This is a genomic window from uncultured Granulicatella sp., assembly GCF_963521425.1.
Classification (GTDB): Bacteria; Bacillota; Bacilli; order Lactobacillales; family Aerococcaceae; genus Granulicatella.
Genome location: NZ_CAUQUN010000013.1, coordinates 18,613 through 38,585, shown reverse-complemented (window position 1 = coordinate 38,585; position 19,973 = coordinate 18,613). Strand labels below are relative to the sequence as shown.

Sequence of the window (19,973 nt, the reverse complement as noted above, 5' to 3'; positions counted from 1 at the left end):
TCTATGGGGAAAATTAAAGAATTAAGTGCTTTATTAACCAATCAGATTGCAGCAGGGGAAGTCATTGAACGACCGTCATCTGTTGTCAAAGAATTATTGGAAAATGCGGTAGATGCTGGCAGTACAAGAATTGTCATTGACATTGAAGAAGCAGGATTAAAACTGATTCGAATTACTGATAATGGTTCAGGGATGAGTCGTGAAGATGCCGTCTTATCGATTCGCCGTCATACGACCAGTAAAATTTATTCACCGGAACAATTATTTCGCATTAAAACATTAGGATTCAGAGGAGAGGCTTTAGCGAGTATTACAGCAGTTTCAAAAGTGACTGTAACGACTTCAACAGGAGAAAAAGTGGGAACTCAGTTAAAAGTTGAATCAGGAACTATTGTAGAAGAAACTCAAGTACCTCCGTTAAAAGGGACGACCATTGAAGTTTCAGATTTATTTTATAATACACCTGCTCGTTTGAAATTTGTTCGCACACTTCAAACAGAAATTGCTCATATTACTGATGTTGTTAGTAAAATTTCTTTGAGTCATCCAGAAATTTCGATTATTTTAAGAAATGAAGAAAATGAATTAATTCGAACTGCAGGTAATGGTGACTTACGTCAAGCGATTGCAGGTAATTTAGGTCCTACTAACGCTCGTAAAATGTTAGCGTTTAGTGGGGAAGATGATGATTTTAAAGTCAGTGGCTATACTTCTTTGCCAGAATTAACAAGATCCAATCGAAATTATATTTCGATTTTTATCAATGGACGTTCGATTCGTAATATTGCCATTTCTAAAGCAATTGTGGCAGGATATGGTTCTACTTTAATGGTGGGACGTTTTCCAATTACAGTGATTGATATTGAAATGGATTTCCAATTAGTCGATGTCAATGTGCATCCAACTAAGCAAGAAGTGCGTATTAGTAAAGAGGTGGAACTTTCAGCACTTATTCAAAAAGCGCTCCATGAGGCAATTCAAGGAGTCCAACGAATTCCTGAATCATTGGAAGATTTACCATTTAAACGTAAATCAACGGAATCTACAACTGCTCGACCAGTTGTAGAACAAGAAACATTGAACTTTGATTTAAAACCTGTTCAACCGTCTATTCGAGTTGAAACTACTAGCGAGTGGATAAAAGAGGAGGAGCCTTCTTTGTATACAAGTTCTGAAGAGCTACCTTTCGAAACTGAAGAGAGTCCATCTGAGGGAGAAACTTCTGAAGAACTAACAGAGGAAATTCCAGTTCAAATAACGGTTCATAACAAAGAAGGCTGTGAAGATTGTCGTATAGATTTTCACCAAGAAAAAGCGAATTATTGGAAATTATCTCAAGTTTTAGATGAAGAAAATTTTGAAACTGATTTTCCAGAATTACATTATTTTGGACAAATGCACGGGACGTATTTATTTGCGCAAAATGAAAAAGGGTTATACATGATTGACCAACATGCTGCTCAAGAACGGATTAAATATGAAATTTTTAAAGTTTCTATTGGAGAAGTGGCGCCAGTGAGTCAATCCTTAATGATTCCGATTGTCATGGAATTTTCGAAGAAAGAAGCGCTCAAATTACAAGAGTCCTTAGAAATGATTCAAGAATTTGGTATTGAAATCGAACCATTTGGAACGCATACGTTTCAAATTCAATCCCACCCTAGTTGGATTAAACAGGGAGAAGAAAAAGAAATCATTGAGGAAATTATTGATTTAGTTCTCTCGAATCAAAAAGTGACTGTTGCTCAACTGCGTAAGGCTACAGCTATTATGATGAGTTGTAAAGGTTCGATTAAGGCGAATCATCGTTTAACAACGATCGAAGCAGAACAATTATTAGTAGATTTAGCAAAATGTAAAAATCCGTATAATTGCCCTCATGGTAGACCGGTATTAGTTCATTTAAGCAATAAAGATTTGGAAAAATTATTTAAACGAATTCAAGATCCACATCAATCAAAGTGGAAGTTTGAAGATTAGGAGGATGAAAAATGTCAGATTTTTCAAAAGAAGCATTAAAACAACGTTTAACAGAAATTCAATATGAAGTGACACAAAATGAAGCAACAGAACGTCCTTTTTCAGGAGAGTATGATGAATTTTTTGAAGAAGGTATTTATGTAGATGTAGTGAGTGGTGAACCATTATTTAGTTCAAAAGATAAATTTGATGCAGGTTGTGGGTGGCCATCATTTTCAAGACCGATTCAAAATACAACATTAACAGAAAAAGAAGACCATAAATTAAATCGTGTTCGTACAGAAGTTCGTAGTCAAAAAGCGGATTCTCACCTAGGTCATGTATTCCCAGATGGTCCTGAAGAATTAGGGGGATTACGTTATTGTATTAACTCTGCTGCATTAAGATTTATTCCAAAAGCAGATTTAGAAAAAGAAGGATATGGAGAATTTCTTCAATATTTTTAAAGAGGAAGACTACGGAAGTCTTCCAAATATAGTAGCAATGGACGGCAGCAGCCCCGCGGTCTTATGCCTAAAATTTGAGCCTTGGTCTCAAATTTTTCTAATAAAGAGAAAGAGAGTGAGTAAATGAGTCGTACCGTTCATACTGAATTGACGAATATGTGTATGATTTATGACCAAGAGGGTAATGTTTTAGTGCAAGAGAAAAATTTGAGTTATGCACAAGGATTAATTTTCCCTGGAGGTCATGTTGAACCAATGGAATCCATTGTTGATTCGACTATTAGAGAAATTAAAGAAGAAACAGGGCTGACGATTAGTCAGCTAGAATTTTGTGGAATTAAAGATTGGATTCGACCAGATGGAACACGTTATATTGTTTTTTTATACAAGACAAGTCATTACACCGGTGAACTTTGTTCTTCTTCTGAAGGAGATATGTTTTGGATTTCTTTAGAAGATTTGAAGAAGCGAGAACCATTGTGGCATTTGGATCAAATGTTAGACATTTTTGAACAAAAGGGACCTACTGAATTATTTTTCAATTATGGGGATGAGGAGTATATTCCGGAATTGAAGTAGGATAGAATACTACGAAAGACTTCCAAAAATAGTAGCATAGGACGCAAGCAAACCCTTTGGGTTTCATTGCTAAATTTCGAGCCTGGGTCTCGAAATTTCCTAATAATAGTAGCCGAGTTTCGGCTACTATTATGGATGCTACTATGGGAAGTCTTTCTCCGTTTTTCCGTATGGGAATGAGTGTGCGTTTAGGATGAAGACTTCCGCTTATATGTATACTACAGATTAGATTTTTTTATAACAATCCGTTCAAAAAAATATTTTTTAAAACTTTTTATCGTATCTATATAGTGAAGAGAAAGTTCGATTTTTCTTCATGAAAATAGAAAGGGTGTTATAATATGGAAGAACGGATTAAAGATGCAAGGCCAATGATGGATTTGATTGCAAAAAAAGTGTTTAGTAATACAGAAATAACAGCACAGTTTATTCGAGATATTCTTGATTTGCCTGTACAAACAGTCACTATACTAGATGGTACACAAATACATGAACAACAATTTGAAGACTTTTTGACTTATATGACAAGTATTGATGTCTTAGCTGCCTTACAAGATGGAACTCAAGTCATTATCGAAATTCAAGTAGCATTTCAAATTGACTTTATCAAGCGTTTATGGTTATATCTATGTGAACAAGTCTCTAGGAATTTAGATATGTATAAAAAAGATGGCGCACAAACGCATAGGTTAGCTGAAGAAATGCTTCCAGTATATACAATTGCCATTATGCAAAAAAGATTTTTTGATGACGAAAGAATGATTCATTCGTTTAGTTTAAGAGATGATACTACGAGTGAAGAATTAAAAGTACACTTTAAAGGAATTGACGAAAAGAGAAATCTTGTACGAATGGTATTTTTAGAATTGGAAAAATATCATAATACAGATATACAACACTATCGTAAAGTTCGATGGATTGAGTTTTTTGGGAATAAACCTTATACACAAAATCCTGAGACAATACTGAAACAAGCAGATCAAATCATTAACCCAGTCGGATGGACAAAGGAGGAAAAAGCCATGTTAGATGAAAGAACAAGATACCTTCAAGCATATTATGGACATTTGGCGACTGTAGAATATCAAAAAGAAGAAGCTTTAAGACAAGGACTACAGCAAGGATTAGAACAAGGATTACAGCAAGGTAGGATTGAAACTATAGTAGATTTAATTAAAAATGGAATACTGACGAAGGAAGTAGGGGCAAAACAATTAAACATTTCAGTTCCAACATTAGAATCCTATTTATAGCATCTGATTTAGTATAACGTTTTTACTGAAATAATTGACAAATGTTAGAGATTTTCTTATACTAAATGAGTATTGCCAGTCAGATAAAAGAATTTTAACAGTAGAGAGGTCTAGCCGGTGAAAAAGACCACAAAATTTATGCTCCTGATTGGATTTTTGTAGAAATACAGACGCTTCCCGCGTTATCGGAATGAATGAGGATGAAATGCTGTTTCATTGTAAGCAAGGTGGTACCGCGTGGTAGACGCCCTTGTAACAATGGGGCAGTTTTTATTTTTTTATAATAAACGAAAAGGATGGTAAAGATGAAAAAATTATCTAGTAGCGAAATTCGTCAAATGTATCTTGATTTCTTCCAAGAGAAAGGGCATAAGGTACATCCAAGTGCAAGTTTAATTCCTGTTAATGATCCAACACTATTATGGATTAACTCAGGGGTAGCTACTTTAAAAAAATATTTTGATGGAACAGAAACACCAGAAGTTCCAAGAATTACAAATGCTCAAAAGAGTATTCGTACAAATGATATTGAGAATGTAGGTCATACAGCAAGACACCATACATTATTTGAAATGATGGGAAACTTCTCTATCGGTGATTACTTTAAAGAAGAAGTAATTCCATGGGCTTGGGAATTTTTAACTAGTGAAAAATGGTTAGCATTAGACCCAAATCGTTTATATGTAACCTATTACCCAAAAGATCCTGAAACAAAATATTTATGGATGGAAAAAGTGGGATTACCAGAAGATCATATTATTCCTGTAGAAGATAACTTCTGGGATATCGGAGCTGGACCATGTGGACCAGATACTGAGATTTTCTATGATCGTGGTGAAAAATATCAAACATTAGCAGAAGATGATCCTGAAAATTATCCAGGAGGAGAAAACGAACGTTATTTAGAAATTTGGAACTTAGTATTCTCTCAATTTAACCATATGCCAGATGGAACTTATCCTCCATTACCTCATAAAAACGTCGATACGGGGATGGGATTAGAGCGTGTAGTTTCTGTTATTCAAGATACTCCAACGAACTTTGAAACAGATTTATTCATGCCAATTATTCAACAATTAGAACAATTAAGTGATGGTAAAAAATATAATGCTTCAAAAGAATTAGATGTTTCATTTAAAGTTATTGCTGACCATATTCGTGCAGTAAGCTTTGCGATTGGTGATGGTGCATTACCTTCAAATGAAGGACGTGGATATATTATCCGTCGTTTAATTCGTCGCTCAGTAATGCATGGTCAACGTTTAGGGATTCAAGGTTCATTCTTAACTAAATTAGTTCCAACTGTTGCAAGTATTATGCATAGCTACTATCCAGAAGTAACTGAAAATATGGAGTTCATTCAAAAAGTCATTGCAAATGAAGAAAATCGTTTCCAAGAAACCATTCATGATGGACTTGCAATTTTAGAAACAGTATTTGCTGAAATGAAAGAGCAAAATCAAACAGTTTTATCAGGTGAAAATGCCTTTAAACTATATGATACTTATGGATTCCCTTATGAATTAACATTAGAATATGCTAGTGATAATGGATATGAAGTGGATGAAGAAGGATTCCAAGCTGAAATGAAAGCACAAAAAGAACGTGCTCGTGCAGCTCGTAATACTGAAACTTCTATGAATGTTCAATCAGCTGTTTTACGTGATATTACTGTAGAAAGCTCATTTGTTGGATATGATCGTACTACAGATAATGGAGTATTAAAAGCTATTGTATTTGAAGATGAATTAGTAGAATCAGCTTCAGAAGATACAAGAGTACAAGTTGTCTTTGATCAAACGCCATTCTATGCAGAAATGGGTGGTCAATTATCTGACCATGGTGTAATTAAAGATGAATCAGGTCAAGTGGTTGCAACTGTCGTTCAAGTGAAAAAAGCTCCAAATGGTCAGCCATTACATACAATTGATGTTGTTGCTCCAATGCAATTAAACTCAACGTATGTATTAGAAGTGGATCAACAAGAACGTGCTAAATTAATTAAAAACCACACAGCAACTCACTTATTACACCAAGCATTAAAAGAAGTATTAGGAACACATGCTAACCAAGCAGGTTCATTAGTAGCTCCAGGTTACTTACGTTTTGACTTTAGTCATTTTGGACAAGTAACAGCTGAAGAATTAGCTGAAATGGAACGTATTGTAAATGAAAAAATTTGGGCAGCTTTAGACGTAGTGACTATTGAAACTACATTAGAAGAAGCGAAAAAATTAGGCGCAATGGCTTTATTCGGTGAAAAATATGGTAATAAAGTTCGTATGGTAAACATTGCAAACTGGTCTATTGAATTATGTGGTGGTGTTCACGTTTCAAATACTCAAGAAATTGGTCTATTCAAGATTATTTCTGAATCTGGTATTGGTGCGGGAGTTCGCCGTATTGAAGCTGTTACAAGTCAAGAAGCATTTGAGTTATTAGCTAAACATGAATTGTTATTAAAACAAATTGCAAGTGATGTTAAAGCAGTTCAATTAGATAGCACTCCAGAACGAGTTTCTCACTTACAACAAGAATTAAAAGAAGCGCAACATGAAATTGCTGCTTTAAAAGCTAAATTAATGAAATCTGAAGTAGCAGACTTATTCGAATCTGTTTCTACAGCAGGTAACTATTCATTTATTACAGTTCACTTACCAAACAAAGATATGAATGAATTACGTCAATTAGCGGATACTTGGAGACAAAAAGCAGCAAGCGATGTATTTGTAGTTGCTACAAATGAAGGTGAAAAAGCGAATTTATTAGCTGCAGTATCTAAAGATGCGAATGAAAAAGGAATTAAAGCAGGAGATATTATTAAAGCCATTGCTTCACATATCCAAGGTGGCGGTGGTGGCCGTCCAGATATGGCTCAAGCGGGTGGTAAAAATCCAGCAGGTATTCCAGCAGCGTTAAAAGCCGTAGAAGAATTCTTAGCTCAAGCTTAATAGTTTATAATGGAGTAGGATGTTATCCATTCTACTTCATTTTTTTAAGGAAAGTTTAATCTCTATCGAATTGATTGTAGTTTTATGAAAAATCTAGTAGAATGAAGATACAAAGAAATGAGGTGTTAATATGAGTTCAATGGATGAAACAGTTCTATTTAACTTTCATGATAAAGATGAAAAAACGGTACAAGAAACACTAACAATTGTTTATGATGCATTAAACGAAAAAGGTTATAGTGCAGTGAACCAAATTGTTGGGTACTTATTATCTGGAGATCCAGCTTATATTCCTCGACATCGAGATGCTAGAAATCTAGTAAGACGTCACGAGCGTGATGAAATTATCGAAGAATTAATCCGCCATTATATTCGTTCGACAGGTAGAGATTGTTAATGAGAGTAATGGGATTAGATGTCGGCAGTAAAACGGTTGGAGTTGCGATTAGTGACCCATTAGGTTGGACTGCTCAAGGTGTTGAAACGATTGCGATTAATGAAGCTGCAAGTGAATTTGGTTTTAACCGTGTGGTGGAATTGGTTAAAGAATACGAAGTTGAAAAGATTGTTATCGGTATGCCGAAAAACATGAATAATACAGCTGGACCAAGAGCAGAAGCTTCACAAAAGTATGGTAGAAGTTTAGAAAAACGATTAGAAATCCCAATTGTTTTTCACGATGAACGGTTAACAACTATGCAAGCAGAAAGAATGCTTGTTGAGGAGGCGAATGTTTCTCGTAAAAAGAGAAAAGAAGTCATTGATAAGTTAGCAGCCGTTATCATTTTACAAAATTATTTAGATTCAAATATCAAATAGAAAAGAGGAAACAAAATGACAGAACATACACATGAGCATGATGGACATGAACATATTACAATTATTGATGAAGAAGGAAATGAAGTCTTACACGAGGTATTATTTACTTTCGATTCAGAAGATTTTGGTAAATCATATGTTTTAGTATACCCAGCAGGAATTCCTGAAGGAGAAGAAGTTGAACTTCAAGCATTTTCATATGTTGAAGCTGAAGATGGTACTGAAGGCGACTTACTTCCTATCGAAACTGATGAAGAATGGGATATGATTGAGGAAGTTTTAAATACTTTCTTAGATGAAGAAGAAGAAGAATGATATGAGAAGACACCTGATAGGATGCTATTTGGTGTCTTCTTTCCTTTTATGGGGCGAAATTGGACTTGACTTGAGTAGCGGAGGACGGCAGTAGCCCTTCGGTCTCATGCCTAAATTTTGAGCCTAAGGTCTCGAAATTTCCTGTACTAGAAGCCGGTATGGCTTCTAGTACTAACGCTACGTCGTCAAGTCCATTTCGCTGGACGTGTGTTTATGAGAGGGCGTTTAAATGATTGGACTTTCCTGAAGTAGCAAGGACTCCAGCAGCTTCAGAAGCAAATCTCATGGCTAAAAATCGTGCCTCAGTCTCGATTTTTCCTGTAAATGTAGCTTTTTAAGCTACATTTACTTCTGCTACTGCAACAAGTCTATTCTTGTGGACGTGTGTATATGAGAGAGCGTTTGAATGATGGGTCTTGACTTGATGTAGCGAAGGACGCAAGCAGCCAGCTTTCCTGTCTGTGTTAAGTCTATTTTGCTTGTATAAGTCTCGTAGTTAGAATTTGTAACATAATTGTAGAACTCCTAGTCTTCAATTGTTATATGAATTCATGTATAATGACAACGAAGTTAAAAGGAGGAATTATATGTCACAAAAGGACCGTTTTAAAGTAGGCTTCAGTTATGAAAATGAAGAAATTAGAGCTATCCGAAAGAAAGAATCTAAATTAACACGAAATATTGTAAGATTATTTGCGTTGATACTTACAGTAGTTATTCTTGGTGGAGGAGCATATGGATATTATTATATTTCGAATGCTTTAAAACCAGTAGATACAAAACAAACTCAAACAGTTGAAGTAGAAATTCCAGCAGGCTCTTCGGTTAAACAAATTTCCAAAATTTTAGAAGACAATAAATTGATTCGTAATTCGAAAATTTTTAATTTTTATATTAAATTTAAAAATGTAGCTGGATTTAAAGCAGGATTTTATCAATTGTCTCCATCTATGGATATTGATCAAATTTTAGGAGAATTAGCAGACGGTGGTAAAGATAAATCTGCTAATGTTGCTAAAGTAGTCGTGCGTGAAGGTGAAACATTAACAGGAATTGCAGAAGAAGTAGAAAAATCTACGAAATATTCTAAAGAAGACTTTATGAATAAAGTACAGGAACAAGGATTTATTGACCAATTGGTACAAAAATTTCCTCGATTATTTAAAGATGCTCAAAAAGCTCAAAATGTTCGTTATTTCTTAGAAGGATATTTATTCCCTGCAACTTATGAGGCAGATGAAAATAAAACATTACAAATGATTATTGAAGAAATGGTTGCTAAAACAGACAGTGTCTTGTCGAAATATTATGCAAAAATTTCTCAAGGAGATTATAATGTTCATGAAATTTTAACGATGGCTTCTTTAGTAGAAAAAGAAGGTTATAAATTAGAAGACCGTCAAAAGATTGCAAGTGTATTTTACAATCGTATTAAAAAGAATATGATGTTACAAACAGATATTTCTGTACTATATGCTTTAGGAGAGCATAAAGAAGTGGTAACATTAAAAGATTTAGAAGTAAATTCTCCATATAATTTATACAAGTACAGAGGTTTGGGACCAGGACCGTTTAATAGTCCAAGTGAAGAAGCAATTTTAGCAGCTATTGATCCAGCTCAAACAGATTACGAATATTTTGTTGCAGATATTCAAACAAAAGAAGTTTATTTTGCAAAAACATATGATGAACACTTAGCATTAAAAGCCAAATACGTTGATAAGGAGTAACTTATGAAAAAGAAGCCGATTGTTATTGGAGTGACTGGTGGTTCTGGTAGTGGTAAAACTACTGTTAGTAGAAAAATTTTGGAACACTTTCCAGAATTAAGTATTGTAAAAATTGATCAAGACTTCTATTATAAAGATCAAAGTGATATGCCTTTTGAAGAACGTTTAAAAACGAACTATGACCATCCATTTGCGTTTGATACTGATTTGTTAATTGAACATATGAATAAATTAATCAATTTTGAATCCATTGATGAACCAGTTTATGACTATGAAAATCATACGAGAAGTAATCAAACCATTCATCAAGAACCAAAAGATGTTATCTTAATTGAGGGAATCTTAATTTTGGAAGATGAACGTTTACGTGATTTAATGGATATTAAAGTATATGTAGATACAGATGATGATATTCGAATTATTCGTCGTATTAAACGAGATATGGTTGAGCGTGGTAGAACGCTTGATTCTATTATTCATCAATATGTAACAGTTGTAAAACCGATGTATCATCAGTTTATTGAGCCAACTAAAAAATTCGCAGACATTATTATTCCTGAAGGTGGCTCCAATGTTGTAGCAATTGACTTAATGACAACGAAAATAGCATCTATTTTAAGTGATTTAACATAAATTTCTCAGAAATTTATAAATAAAGCTTGCAATCTTCTTCATAAAATGGTATGTTTTTACCACTGTCAAAACAGTAAAATGGAAAAGAGGGAGAAGCCAAATGACTGAGAAATTATATCCAATGACGCTTGAAGGAAAAGCAAAATTAGAAGCTGAATTGGAAGAATTAAAAGTAGTAAAACGTAAAGAAATTGTTGAGCGTATTAAAATTGCTCGTAGTTATGGCGACTTATCTGAAAATTCAGAGTACGAATCAGCTAAAGATGAACAAGCATTTGTTGAAGGAAGAATTACAACTCTTGAAAAAATGATTCGTTTTGCTGAAATTATTGATGATAATAATGTCGAAAAAGATGTCGTTTCTTTAGGACGTAAAATTACTTTTATTGAATTACCGGATGGTGAAGAAGAGTCTTATATAATTGTTGGTAGTGCAGAAGCAAATCCAATCGAAGGGAAAATTTCAAATGATTCTCCAATTGCTAAAGGAATCATTGGTAAGAAATTAAATGACGAAGTTGTCATCCAAACTCCTGGTGGAGATATGAAAGTAAGAATTACTAAAATTGAATCGGTATAAGAATTTTTTTATAAACTGTAAGAGAGGAGATTTCTCTTACAGTTTTTTGATTTTTATACAATATGTACTCTTTAGTCAAATGTGTTATAATCAACTTAATACTTAAGAGAAAGGTGAAAAATAATTGAAGAAATTTAAAAAGTATTTTGGAACTGTTTTATTATTATTATTAATAGGGATTGTTAAACCAGTAGAAGCAGAGAATGTGGATATTGTTGAATTAACGAAAAATGCAGGATATGAAGTAAATCCAGCTAATAAACCAAAAGCTTCTATTGTTGTAGATGCATATACAGGAAGAATTTTGTGGCAAGATAATATTGATGAAGTGCGTGACCCGGCTAGTATTAGTAAAGTTATGACAGTTTATTTAGTAATGGAGGCTATTGCTAATGGAGAATTATCAATTGATCAAAAAATTACAGCGACAAAAGAAGATCAAGCAATTTCAAACATTTATGCAATTAGTAACAATAAAATTGTGGAAGGTGTAGAGTATCCGATTGAAGAATTATTAAAAATGACACTTGTCCCATCTTCCAATGCTGCAACTTTAATGTTAGCGAATGCGATTACTAATGATTCAGCAAAATTTGTTGAAAAGATGAATGCTAAAGCTAAAGAATTGGGGATGAATCATACATATTTTAATAATGCATCTGGTGCAGTAGCAGAATTATTTCAGGGCTATTATAATCCAGAAGGTTATGATGCATCCAAACCAAATCAAACAACTGCTAGGGATTTAGCAATTTTAGCAATGGACATAATGAATCGTTTTCCAAAAGTGTTAGAATATACTAATTCTGCTGTTGTGAAAACAATGGAAGGTACTCCTTATGAAGAAAAATTTGATACATATAATTATTCTCTTCCTGGTGCGAAATATGGAATCGAAGGTGTAAATGGTTTGAAAACAGGATCAAGTGGTTATGGAGCATTTAACTATATTGCTACTTATGATAAAGATCAAATGAAACTAGTGGAGGTAGTACTTGGAGTAGGTGATTGGTCGAATCAGGATGGAGAATTTATTCGACATACATTTGGAAATGCAATTTTAAATTATGTATTAGAACACTTTTCTTATCGTACAATTTTATCAGCTGGAGAACATAATTTTGATGGTCACAAAATTACAACAAATAAAACTCTCTCGATGATTGTTGAAAAAGGAAAAATTCCTGAATGGCAAGTTGAAAATAAAAAGATTAATGTAAAATTATCTGGAGATTTCTTAAAAGATAATCAAAAGAATCCGAGTGTTGATGTTGTAGCAGAAAGTGGTTTTGCTGATTTACCAAAAGAACCTGAAAAAAGAAAACAAACACTTCAAGTATATATTGTTCAAAATGCTTTTGCATTTGCTGTAATTATTGGAGGATCAATTTTATTTATTTTAGTATTATTTGGAGAGAGTCGAGCTAAAAAGAGACGAAAACAAAAAAGAAAATAATATAAGGATAAATCGGAAAATATCTGATTAGAATCTGATAAAAATATATACGAATTACTAGACTTTAGGGGTATTTTGTGACAAAATACTCTCGAGGGGTGCTATAGCTCAGATGGATAGAGCAAACGTTTCCTAAACGTTAGGTCGGGGGTTCAAATCCCTTTAGCACCGTAATGATGATTATTTAATACAAAAATGGGGATTTAGAAAAGAATAGTTTGATCAAGAAACGACAGGAATTGGAGAGTAATGACTCTTCATTCTGAATATATTTTGTATGGGTGATAGCTATGTATGCGATGAATCGTCAGTTAAAATCATTGAAATTGTTTATAGAAATCATAGAAAAAGGTCATAGTATCGAATTTGAATTTAATGGAAATCTCTATCGGTTTTCACATATTAATGATGAATATGTATTAATTAATTACACGACTAAAAATGAGTTACATTTCAAGACAATTGAAGAAGTGATGGAAGCCGAATCTAATGGATTGAATTTCCAAAAGATTTGGAAAAAATTAAAAATTCTGTCTATACGATAGTCATCAGTTTAGTCTAATTTAAAACTATACTATTATTGTGTTGGGTATTAGTAATACAGTATTAAATAGAATAATCATCATTTTGTTAGCCTGATTCTTCAAATGGGTAGTGGGGATGAAGCTGATTACATTAAGTGGATTGATAACTTTTATGTTGTCATCCACTTTTTTATTTTAAAATTTCTTATACATTTTAGTGTTGCTATTTAAAGATGATGGGTGTAAACTATCCTTAGTTCACAAAGATAGAAAGTGGTGATTACATGAACGTTCAAGAATTAGATATTCTGAACGCAATTCGAAAGAATCCTAAGGTGAATCAACGAGAAATTGCAAATCAATCAGGATATTCATTAGGATTTGTTAATCGTGTAGTAAAAGAATTACAGGAAGAAAAATGGCTTTCTCCTACTGGAGAATTAAGTAAAAAGGCTAAAACATTTATAAAAGAAAATCAACCACAGCGCGCGATTATTTTAGCAGCGGGATTTGGGATGCGCATGGTTCCAATTAATACGGAAATTCCTAAAGGATTAATGGAAGTAAAGGGAGAAGTATTAATTGAAAGAATGATTCGTCATCTTCATGAAGTAGGCATCACAGATATTCAAGTAGTAGTTGGCTTTATGAAAGAAAGATATGAATATTTAATTGATGAATTCCAAGTAAAATTAGTCGTAAATTCTGAATACCAAGTAAAAAATAATTTACATTCATTAAGTAAGGTAAAATCATCATTAGACAAAACGTATATTATTCCATGTGATATTTGGTCTGAAGAAAATCCGTTTAGTGATTTTGAACCATATTCATGGTATATGGTTAGCGAAGTAATGTCTATTGAAAGTAACGTTCGTGTGAATCGTAAAAGAGAATTAGTGATGGTTGATGAAACTGAGGAAGGTAACCAAATGATTGGTCTATCTTATGTAATGGGAGAAGAAGCTACTCTTGTTCAAGATAAATTACAAGAATTTTCAAAGAAACCTTCTTATGATCATGAATTTTGGGAATGTACTTTACAAGATAAAAATAAATGGATTATTCCTTCTAAAGTGGTGAACTCAAAACAATTGATTGAGATTAATACATATGAACAACTGCGTGAAATAGATGGAAATTCTACTAATTTACAAACAGATGCCATTTCAATTATTCAAGATTGTTTTAATGTTGAAGTAGACGAAATTAAAAATATTACCGTTTTGAAAAAAGGAATGACAAATCGTTCATTCTTATTCGAATGTCATAATCAAAAATATATTATGCGAATTCCTGGTGAAGGAACTGATCATTTAATTAATAGAAAAGAAGAAGCAGATGTTTACCAAGCATTAGAAAATCGACAAATTAGTGATGATGTTTTATACATGAATCCTGATAATGGCTATAAAATTACAGCTTATTTAGAAGATGCTACGAACTGTGATGCAGGAAACTGGGATGAAGTAGAAGCCTGTATGATTAAATTAAGAGAATTTCATGAATTACATTTAAAAGTAGACCATCGTTTTGATATTTTTGGTCAAATTGATTTTTATGAAAGTTTATGGAATGGTGAAAAATCTTATTTTAAAGATTACGAAAAAACAAAAGCAGCTATTTTTGAATTAAAAAAATGGATTGATACATTAGAGAAAAATGAAACTCTTGTTCATATTGATGCTGTTCCAGATAACTTCTTATTTACAAAAGAGGGCATTCGAATTATTGACTGGGAATATGCGGGAATGCAAGATCCTCATGTTGATATTGCAATGTTTTGTATTTATTCTTTGTATTCCAAAGAACAAGTGGATCAATTAATTGATTTATACTTCAAAGGAGAAGTTTCTCCAATCATTCGTACTAAAATTTATGCGTATATTGCAAGTGCAGGATTATTATGGAGTAATTGGTGCGAATATAAGAGAAGTTTAGGGATTGATTTTGGGGAATATTCATTATGTCAGTATCGTTATGCAAAAGAATATTCTAAATTAGTGTTATCTATATTAGAGGCACTATGAAAAGAGGAGAATTATGACAAATACAATTAAAAGAGCCATTTTAATGGCTGCAGGTCAAGGAACAAGAATGAGACCTATTACAAACCATACTCCAAAACCGCTTGTAAAAGTAAATGGAGTTCGAATGATTGATACGGTTATTCAGGCACTACATAAGAATGGAATTACGGAAATTTATGTAGTAGTTGGATATTTAAAAGAACAATTTTATTCATTAGAGCAAGAATATCCAGGATTAAAAATTATTGAAAATCCGTATTATGACACGTGTAATAATATTTCTTCACTGTATGTAGCAAGACAATATTTAGAAGATGTAGTTATTTTAGATAGTGATCAATTGATTTATAATCCAAAGATTCTTCATGCTGACTTTACTCATTCAGGATATAACTGTGTGTGGACTGAGGAGCATACAGATGAATGGTTAATGACAGTCGATGAACAGGAAAAAGTTACTCATTGTTCACGAACTGGTGGAGAAAAAGGATGGCAATTATATAGCATTTCTCGTTGGAATAAAGAAGATGGACAGCGTTTAGCGCATCATTTAGAACAAGAATTTGATGCGAAACAAAATCGTCAAATTTATTGGGATGATGTAGCAATGTTTTGTTATCCAGAAGAATATGAATTAGGAATTTATCCAATGGAGAAAACGGATATTGTTGAAATTGATAATTTAGAAGAATTATTAGAGCTAGATTCCAGTTATCAAGGTGTCTTAGCTGAAGGTGAGGAAGTTTAAAATGAAAAAAAGATTACATCAAGAAATTGACTGGGTATCTACCATTATACCTTTATTAGGGGTTCTATTTTTAGGGGTACTGTTTTTAGTGATTCCAGAACAATCATCACTCATTCTAGGAGGTATTCGTACTTGGCTAGGAGATCAATTTAGTATTTATTATGCTTTCTTAGGAGTGGGAATTTTTAGTTGTAGTATGTATGTAGCTTTTTCAAAATATGGTTCTATTGTATTAGGAAAAGGAGAAAAGCCTGAATATACTTCTTTCCAATGGGGTGTGATGATTTTTACTTCTACAATGGCTGCGGATATTTTGTTCTATTCTTTATGTGAGTGGGCACTATATGCAAATGAAGATTATGTGGCTCAATTAGGTGGCATTCAAAGATGGGCTCCTACGTTTCCATTATTTCACTGGGGACCAATTGCTTGGGGATTTTATATTATGTTAGCTGTTGCATTTGGTTTCATGTTACATGTGCGTAAAGTAGAAAAACAAAAATTCTCTGAAGCATGTCGTCCTATTTTAAAAGATAAAGTAGATGGATGGATGGGGAAAGTCATTGATTTAATTGCGATTTTTGCGTTAATTGCTGGAACTGCAACAACGTTCTCATTAGCAACTCCTTTATTATCAGCAGCAATGGGCCATGTTTTTGGATTTGAAAACTCAACTGGTGCAACCATTGTAATTTTATTATTAATTGCTTTAGTTTATACTTCAACAGTGTTATTAGGAATGGAAGCTGTTTCTAAATTAGCCACTTACTGCTCATATTTATTCTTTGCTTTATTAGCCTATTTCTTATTTGCAGGTGGAGAAACAGTTTATATTTTAGAAACTGGGTTTAGTTCTATTGGGAATTTAGCGCAAAACTTTATTGGATTATCAACTTGGTTAGATCCATTACGTGAAACATCATTCCCTCAAAAATGGACGATTTATTATTGGGCTTATTGGATGGTTTGGTGTGTAGCAACTCCTTTCTTCATTGGTAGTATTAGTAAAGGTCGTACGATTAAGCAAACCATTTTAGGAGCTTATTCTTGGGGGATTGCTGGAACATTCACTTCATTTATTATTTTAGGAAACTATGGTTTAGCACAACAATTAAAACATGGTTTAGATATTTCTAGCGGTTTAGTTACAGATAACCCAGATTATGCTGGTATCATTTTGAAAATTTTTGATACAATGCCTTTAAGTCAGTTAGGATTGATTTTATTAGCAGTGACAATGGTTGCTTTTTATGCAACAACATTTGATGCATTGACTTTAGTTATTTCTGCATATTCTTATAAGACTTTAGAAGATACACATGATTCTGATAAGCGTGTTCGTATGTTTTGGGCAGTAGTGTTTATTATTTTACCAATTGCATTAATTTTCTCAGAAAATTCAATGTATAATTTACAATCTGTTGCGATTATTGCAGCATTCCCAATAGGGTTAATTATTATTTTAATTGTGGCAAGTTTCTTAAAAGATTTGAAAGCTTACGAAAAAGAAGTAAAATAAAATATTTGAATAGACTCTTTTTAACATAGTAGCATTAGGACGCCAGCAAACCTTCGGTTTCATGGCTAAAAAAATCGAGACATCGTCTCGATTTTTTATTTTTATTTTGGCTTTTATGATTTCTGTGTTAGAATAGGAATGCTAAATAAGTAAAGGAGGGAAAGCGATGACAAATGATTTATCTACTATTATTCAAGCTATCGTAACGGATGAAAATGATAAAGCGTACTTTGTTCAAAAACAAGGTGAAACGTATCGTGTTTCAAAAAATCCCGATGTAACATTAGCCATCGGAGATGTCGTAACAGGCTTTGTATATGAAAATAGTGATCGTAAGAAAATCATGACCCTTGATATTCCAGAAGTAACTAATGAAACTTATGGATGGGCAACGGTTACTCAAGTGAGAAAAGATTTAGGCGTATTCGTATCGATTGGATTACCGGATAAAGATATGGTTGTTTCATTAGATGAATTACCAAACTTAAAAGAATTATGGCCGAAGAAAAATAATCGATTATATGTAACATTAATTAAAGATAAGAAAAATCGGACTTGGGCAACAATGGGAGATGGAACAGAGTTAAAAGCCAAATCCATTAGAGCCAATCATACATTAAAAAATAAAGATGTATCAGCTACTGTAACGAATGTTAAATTAGTAGGAACATTCTTAATGACAGAAGAAGGGTATCGATGCTTCTTACATCCAAGTGAGCGCTTATATGAACCAACTCTTGGGGAATTAGTCAATGTTCGAGTAATTGGTGTTCGACCAGATGGTGTGTTAAATGTATCCATGAGACCAAGAGCGTATGAAGCAATTGGGGATGATGCAGAGATGATTTTAACAATGTTAAGAAATCGTCCAACGCATACATTACCGTATTGGGATAAAACAGATCCAACGATTATTAAAGAAATTTTTGGAATTAGTAAGGGACAATTCAAACGCGCAATTGGTTCTTTATTAAAAGCGAAAAAGATTACACAATCAGAAGGATTTATTCAATTAGTAGAAGAAAAATAAGGATTGAAATGGAGGGATAGGACTGTGTTAACAATGGAAGGCATCAAAAAGAAATTGCAAGAAGAGGGATTTAAGCTAACTCCTCAAAGACAAGCTACGGTTGCAATTTTATTAGAAAAAGAAGATGACCATCTGAGTGCTGAAGCTATATATATGCTCGTTAAACGGAAATATCCTGATATTGGATTAGCAACAGTCTATCGAACTTTAGAAATATTAACAGATTTAAATATTACTTATCGAGTTGTGTTCGATGATGGATTAGCTCGTTATGATTTAAAACGAGATGAATCCAATCGTTTCCACCATCACTTACTATGTAATAAATGTGGAAATATCGAAGAAATTCATGAAAATTTATTAGGTGAAGTGGAAAAAGTAGTTGAAGAACGATTTCATTTTAAAGTAGAAGATCATCGTTTAACTTTCCATGGCATTTGTCAAAAATGTAGAGAAGGTGAAACTCATGCAACGTAATTTGGATTATTTTGTGGATTCATTAGCAATTCAAGGATTATCTCAAAATACAGTGATGAGTTATCAGAGGGATTTAATGAAATTTCACCAGTTTTTGAAAGAACAACAGATTCAGGATTGGAAAGAAGTCGATTATTCTTTGATTGTGTTATTTTTACAATCTTTAAAACAGGATGGTTATGCGACAAGTTCTACTAGTAGAATGATTAGTTGCTTAAAAAAATTCTTTAAATTTTTACAGCAAGAACAATTGGTTGAAACAAATCCAGTACAACCACTGAAAGTTCCTAAAAAGAGTAAGACGTTACCAAAAGCATTAACGGTTGATGAAGTGACACAAGTATTAAATTCCTGTGATACTTCAACCGTATTAGGGTTAAGAGATAAAGCCATGTTAGAACTCCTTTATGCAACTGGAATGCGTGTTAGTGAGTTAATTACTTTAAAACTTAGTGACTTGCATTTAGAATTAGGATTTCTTCAAACGATTGGTAAAGGAAATAAACAAAGAATTATTCCTATTGGACAAGCAGCTACTAATTGGGTTCAGCATTATTTAACTTATGCAAGAGTGGTGTTAGAGCAGGAATCAAATCCAGTGGAATATTTGTTTTTAAATCACCGTGGAAATGGATTTACTAGACAAGGATTTTGGAAAAATTTAAAGAAAATTGTTCAAGAAGCAGGCGTTCATAAAGAAGTAAGTCCCCATACATTGCGTCATTCTTTTGCAACGCATATTTTAGAAGCAGGGGCTGATTTGAGAATTGTACAAGAATTATTAGGACATAGTGATATTAGTACAACTCAAATTTATACACACTTAACAAATGAACGAATGAAGGAAATTTATCAACAAGCGCACCCTCGTGCGAAAAAATAAAATTTATACTAGAAAGAAGA

Annotated in this window: 19 protein-coding genes and 1 tRNA gene; all 20 read left to right on the top strand. The window is 33.1% G+C overall.

The features are described 5' to 3' along the window. Positions 1-3: 3 nt before the first annotated feature. The 20 genes from mutL to xerD all read left to right on the top strand — a co-directional run bounded on the left by mutL (position 4) and on the right by xerD (position 19,953). Positions 4-1,980 carry a DNA mismatch repair endonuclease MutL gene (mutL, locus tag RWO76_RS04870; RefSeq protein WP_314354551.1) on the top strand — a complete coding sequence of 659 codons (1,977 nt, stop codon included), beginning with the start codon at positions 4-6 and terminating at the stop codon, positions 1,978-1,980. An 11-nt stretch (positions 1,981-1,991) separates the two neighbouring features. Next, complete coding sequence (gene msrB / locus RWO76_RS04865) at positions 1,992-2,426, top strand: peptide-methionine (R)-S-oxide reductase MsrB (protein WP_227931537.1); 435 nt, start codon at positions 1,992-1,994, stop codon at positions 2,424-2,426. A 123-nt stretch (positions 2,427-2,549) separates the two neighbouring features. Next, positions 2,550-3,005, top strand: coding sequence for an 8-oxo-dGTP diphosphatase (locus RWO76_RS04860; RefSeq protein ID WP_314354550.1), 456 nt, complete (start codon positions 2,550-2,552; stop codon positions 3,003-3,005). Between the two features lie 341 nt (positions 3,006-3,346). Beyond that, a complete protein-coding gene (locus RWO76_RS04855) occupies positions 3,347-4,258 on the top strand; it encodes an Rpn family recombination-promoting nuclease/putative transposase (protein ID WP_314354549.1) in 912 nt (303 codons plus the stop codon). A 305-nt stretch (positions 4,259-4,563) separates the two neighbouring features. Continuing rightward, the gene (gene alaS / locus RWO76_RS04850) at positions 4,564-7,209 is read left to right on the top strand and encodes an alanine--tRNA ligase (RefSeq protein WP_314354548.1); all 2,646 of its coding nucleotides are present in this window, start codon (positions 4,564-4,566) and stop codon (positions 7,207-7,209) included. Between the two features lie 130 nt (positions 7,210-7,339). Further along, complete coding sequence (locus RWO76_RS04845; protein WP_006702831.1) at positions 7,340-7,606, top strand: IreB family regulatory phosphoprotein; 267 nt, start codon at positions 7,340-7,342, stop codon at positions 7,604-7,606. Then, on the top strand, positions 7,606-8,028 hold the full coding sequence (gene ruvX, locus RWO76_RS04840) for a Holliday junction resolvase RuvX (protein WP_314354547.1): 423 nt from the start codon (positions 7,606-7,608) through the stop codon (positions 8,026-8,028). Before RWO76_RS04845 ends, ruvX begins: the two co-directional genes overlap by 1 nt. Positions 8,029-8,043: 15 nt before the next feature. Beyond that, positions 8,044-8,343 (top strand): DUF1292 domain-containing protein, encoded by a 300-nt coding sequence (locus tag RWO76_RS04835; RefSeq protein WP_314354546.1) that lies wholly within the window; start codon positions 8,044-8,046, stop codon positions 8,341-8,343. 587 nt (positions 8,344-8,930) lie between these two features. After that, complete coding sequence (gene mltG / locus RWO76_RS04830; RefSeq protein ID WP_314354545.1) at positions 8,931-10,073, top strand: endolytic transglycosylase MltG; 1,143 nt, start codon at positions 8,931-8,933, stop codon at positions 10,071-10,073. Between the two features lie 3 nt (positions 10,074-10,076). After that, positions 10,077-10,706: a uridine kinase gene (udk, locus tag RWO76_RS04825; protein WP_006702827.1), complete on the top strand. Its 630-nt coding sequence runs from the start codon at positions 10,077-10,079 to the stop codon at positions 10,704-10,706. A 100-nt stretch (positions 10,707-10,806) separates the two neighbouring features. Further along, positions 10,807-11,286, top strand: coding sequence for a transcription elongation factor GreA (gene greA / locus RWO76_RS04820; protein ID WP_314354544.1), 480 nt, complete (start codon positions 10,807-10,809; stop codon positions 11,284-11,286). Between the two features lie 124 nt (positions 11,287-11,410). Further along, entirely contained in the window at positions 11,411-12,742 is a 1,332-nt protein-coding gene (locus RWO76_RS04815; RefSeq protein ID WP_314354543.1) for a serine hydrolase, read from the top strand. A gap of 97 nt (positions 12,743-12,839) precedes the next feature. Continuing rightward, positions 12,840-12,913: transfer RNA gene (locus tag RWO76_RS04810), tRNA-Arg, on the top strand. A 119-nt stretch (positions 12,914-13,032) separates the two neighbouring features. Continuing rightward, positions 13,033-13,287, top strand: a complete 255-nt coding sequence (locus tag RWO76_RS04805) for a hypothetical protein (RefSeq protein WP_006702824.1) — start codon at positions 13,033-13,035, stop codon at positions 13,285-13,287. Positions 13,288-13,550: 263 nt separating this feature from the next. Then, on the top strand, positions 13,551-15,296 hold the full coding sequence (locus tag RWO76_RS04800; protein ID WP_314354542.1) for a phosphotransferase: 1,746 nt from the start codon (positions 13,551-13,553) through the stop codon (positions 15,294-15,296). 13 nt (positions 15,297-15,309) lie between these two features. Next, entirely contained in the window at positions 15,310-16,044 is a 735-nt protein-coding gene (locus tag RWO76_RS04795) for a phosphocholine cytidylyltransferase family protein (RefSeq protein ID WP_314354541.1), read from the top strand. Position 16,045: 1 nt separating this feature from the next. Then, a complete protein-coding gene (locus tag RWO76_RS04790; protein ID WP_314354540.1) occupies positions 16,046-17,563 on the top strand; it encodes a BCCT family transporter in 1,518 nt (505 codons plus the stop codon). A 166-nt stretch (positions 17,564-17,729) separates the two neighbouring features. Further along, entirely contained in the window at positions 17,730-18,593 is an 864-nt protein-coding gene (locus RWO76_RS04785) for a S1-like domain-containing RNA-binding protein (protein ID WP_314256292.1), read from the top strand. Between the two features lie 33 nt (positions 18,594-18,626). Next, positions 18,627-19,070 (top strand): Fur family transcriptional regulator, encoded by a 444-nt coding sequence (locus tag RWO76_RS04780; protein WP_006702819.1) that lies wholly within the window; start codon positions 18,627-18,629, stop codon positions 19,068-19,070. Beyond that, entirely contained in the window at positions 19,060-19,953 is an 894-nt protein-coding gene (xerD, locus tag RWO76_RS04775; RefSeq protein WP_314354539.1) for a site-specific tyrosine recombinase XerD, read from the top strand. The genes RWO76_RS04780 and xerD overlap by 11 nt, the downstream gene beginning before the upstream one ends. The last annotated feature ends 20 nt before the right edge of the window (positions 19,954-19,973 follow it).

What these genes read in the sequence shown, in the direction of transcription:
- RWO76_RS04855 (WP_314354549.1), top strand. Translation starts at nt 3,347, where the DNA reads ATGGAAGAACGGATTAAAGATGCAAGGCCAATGATGGATTTGATTGCA.
- RWO76_RS04860 (WP_314354550.1), top strand. Translation starts at nt 2,550, where the DNA reads ATGAGTCGTACCGTTCATACTGAATTGACGAATATGTGTATGATTTAT.
- RWO76_RS04795 (WP_314354541.1), top strand. Translation starts at nt 15,310, where the DNA reads ATGACAAATACAATTAAAAGAGCCATTTTAATGGCTGCAGGTCAAGGA.
- RWO76_RS04805 (WP_006702824.1), top strand. Translation starts at nt 13,033, where the DNA reads ATGTATGCGATGAATCGTCAGTTAAAATCATTGAAATTGTTTATAGAA.
- xerD (WP_314354539.1), top strand. Translation starts at nt 19,060, where the DNA reads ATGCAACGTAATTTGGATTATTTTGTGGATTCATTAGCAATTCAAGGA.
- RWO76_RS04835 (WP_314354546.1), top strand. Translation starts at nt 8,044, where the DNA reads ATGACAGAACATACACATGAGCATGATGGACATGAACATATTACAATT.
- alaS (WP_314354548.1), top strand. Translation starts at nt 4,564, where the DNA reads ATGAAAAAATTATCTAGTAGCGAAATTCGTCAAATGTATCTTGATTTC.
- mltG (WP_314354545.1), top strand. Translation starts at nt 8,931, where the DNA reads ATGTCACAAAAGGACCGTTTTAAAGTAGGCTTCAGTTATGAAAATGAA.
- RWO76_RS04845 (WP_006702831.1), top strand. Translation starts at nt 7,340, where the DNA reads ATGAGTTCAATGGATGAAACAGTTCTATTTAACTTTCATGATAAAGAT.
- ruvX (WP_314354547.1), top strand. Translation starts at nt 7,606, where the DNA reads ATGAGAGTAATGGGATTAGATGTCGGCAGTAAAACGGTTGGAGTTGCG.
- RWO76_RS04790 (WP_314354540.1), top strand. Translation starts at nt 16,046, where the DNA reads ATGAAAAAAAGATTACATCAAGAAATTGACTGGGTATCTACCATTATA.
- RWO76_RS04785 (WP_314256292.1), top strand. Translation starts at nt 17,730, where the DNA reads ATGACAAATGATTTATCTACTATTATTCAAGCTATCGTAACGGATGAA.
- udk (WP_006702827.1), top strand. Translation starts at nt 10,077, where the DNA reads ATGAAAAAGAAGCCGATTGTTATTGGAGTGACTGGTGGTTCTGGTAGT.
- RWO76_RS04800 (WP_314354542.1), top strand. Translation starts at nt 13,551, where the DNA reads ATGAACGTTCAAGAATTAGATATTCTGAACGCAATTCGAAAGAATCCT.
- msrB (WP_227931537.1), top strand. Translation starts at nt 1,992, where the DNA reads ATGTCAGATTTTTCAAAAGAAGCATTAAAACAACGTTTAACAGAAATT.
- RWO76_RS04780 (WP_006702819.1), top strand. Translation starts at nt 18,627, where the DNA reads ATGGAAGGCATCAAAAAGAAATTGCAAGAAGAGGGATTTAAGCTAACT.
- greA (WP_314354544.1), top strand. Translation starts at nt 10,807, where the DNA reads ATGACTGAGAAATTATATCCAATGACGCTTGAAGGAAAAGCAAAATTA.
- mutL (WP_314354551.1), top strand. Translation starts at nt 4, where the DNA reads ATGGGGAAAATTAAAGAATTAAGTGCTTTATTAACCAATCAGATTGCA.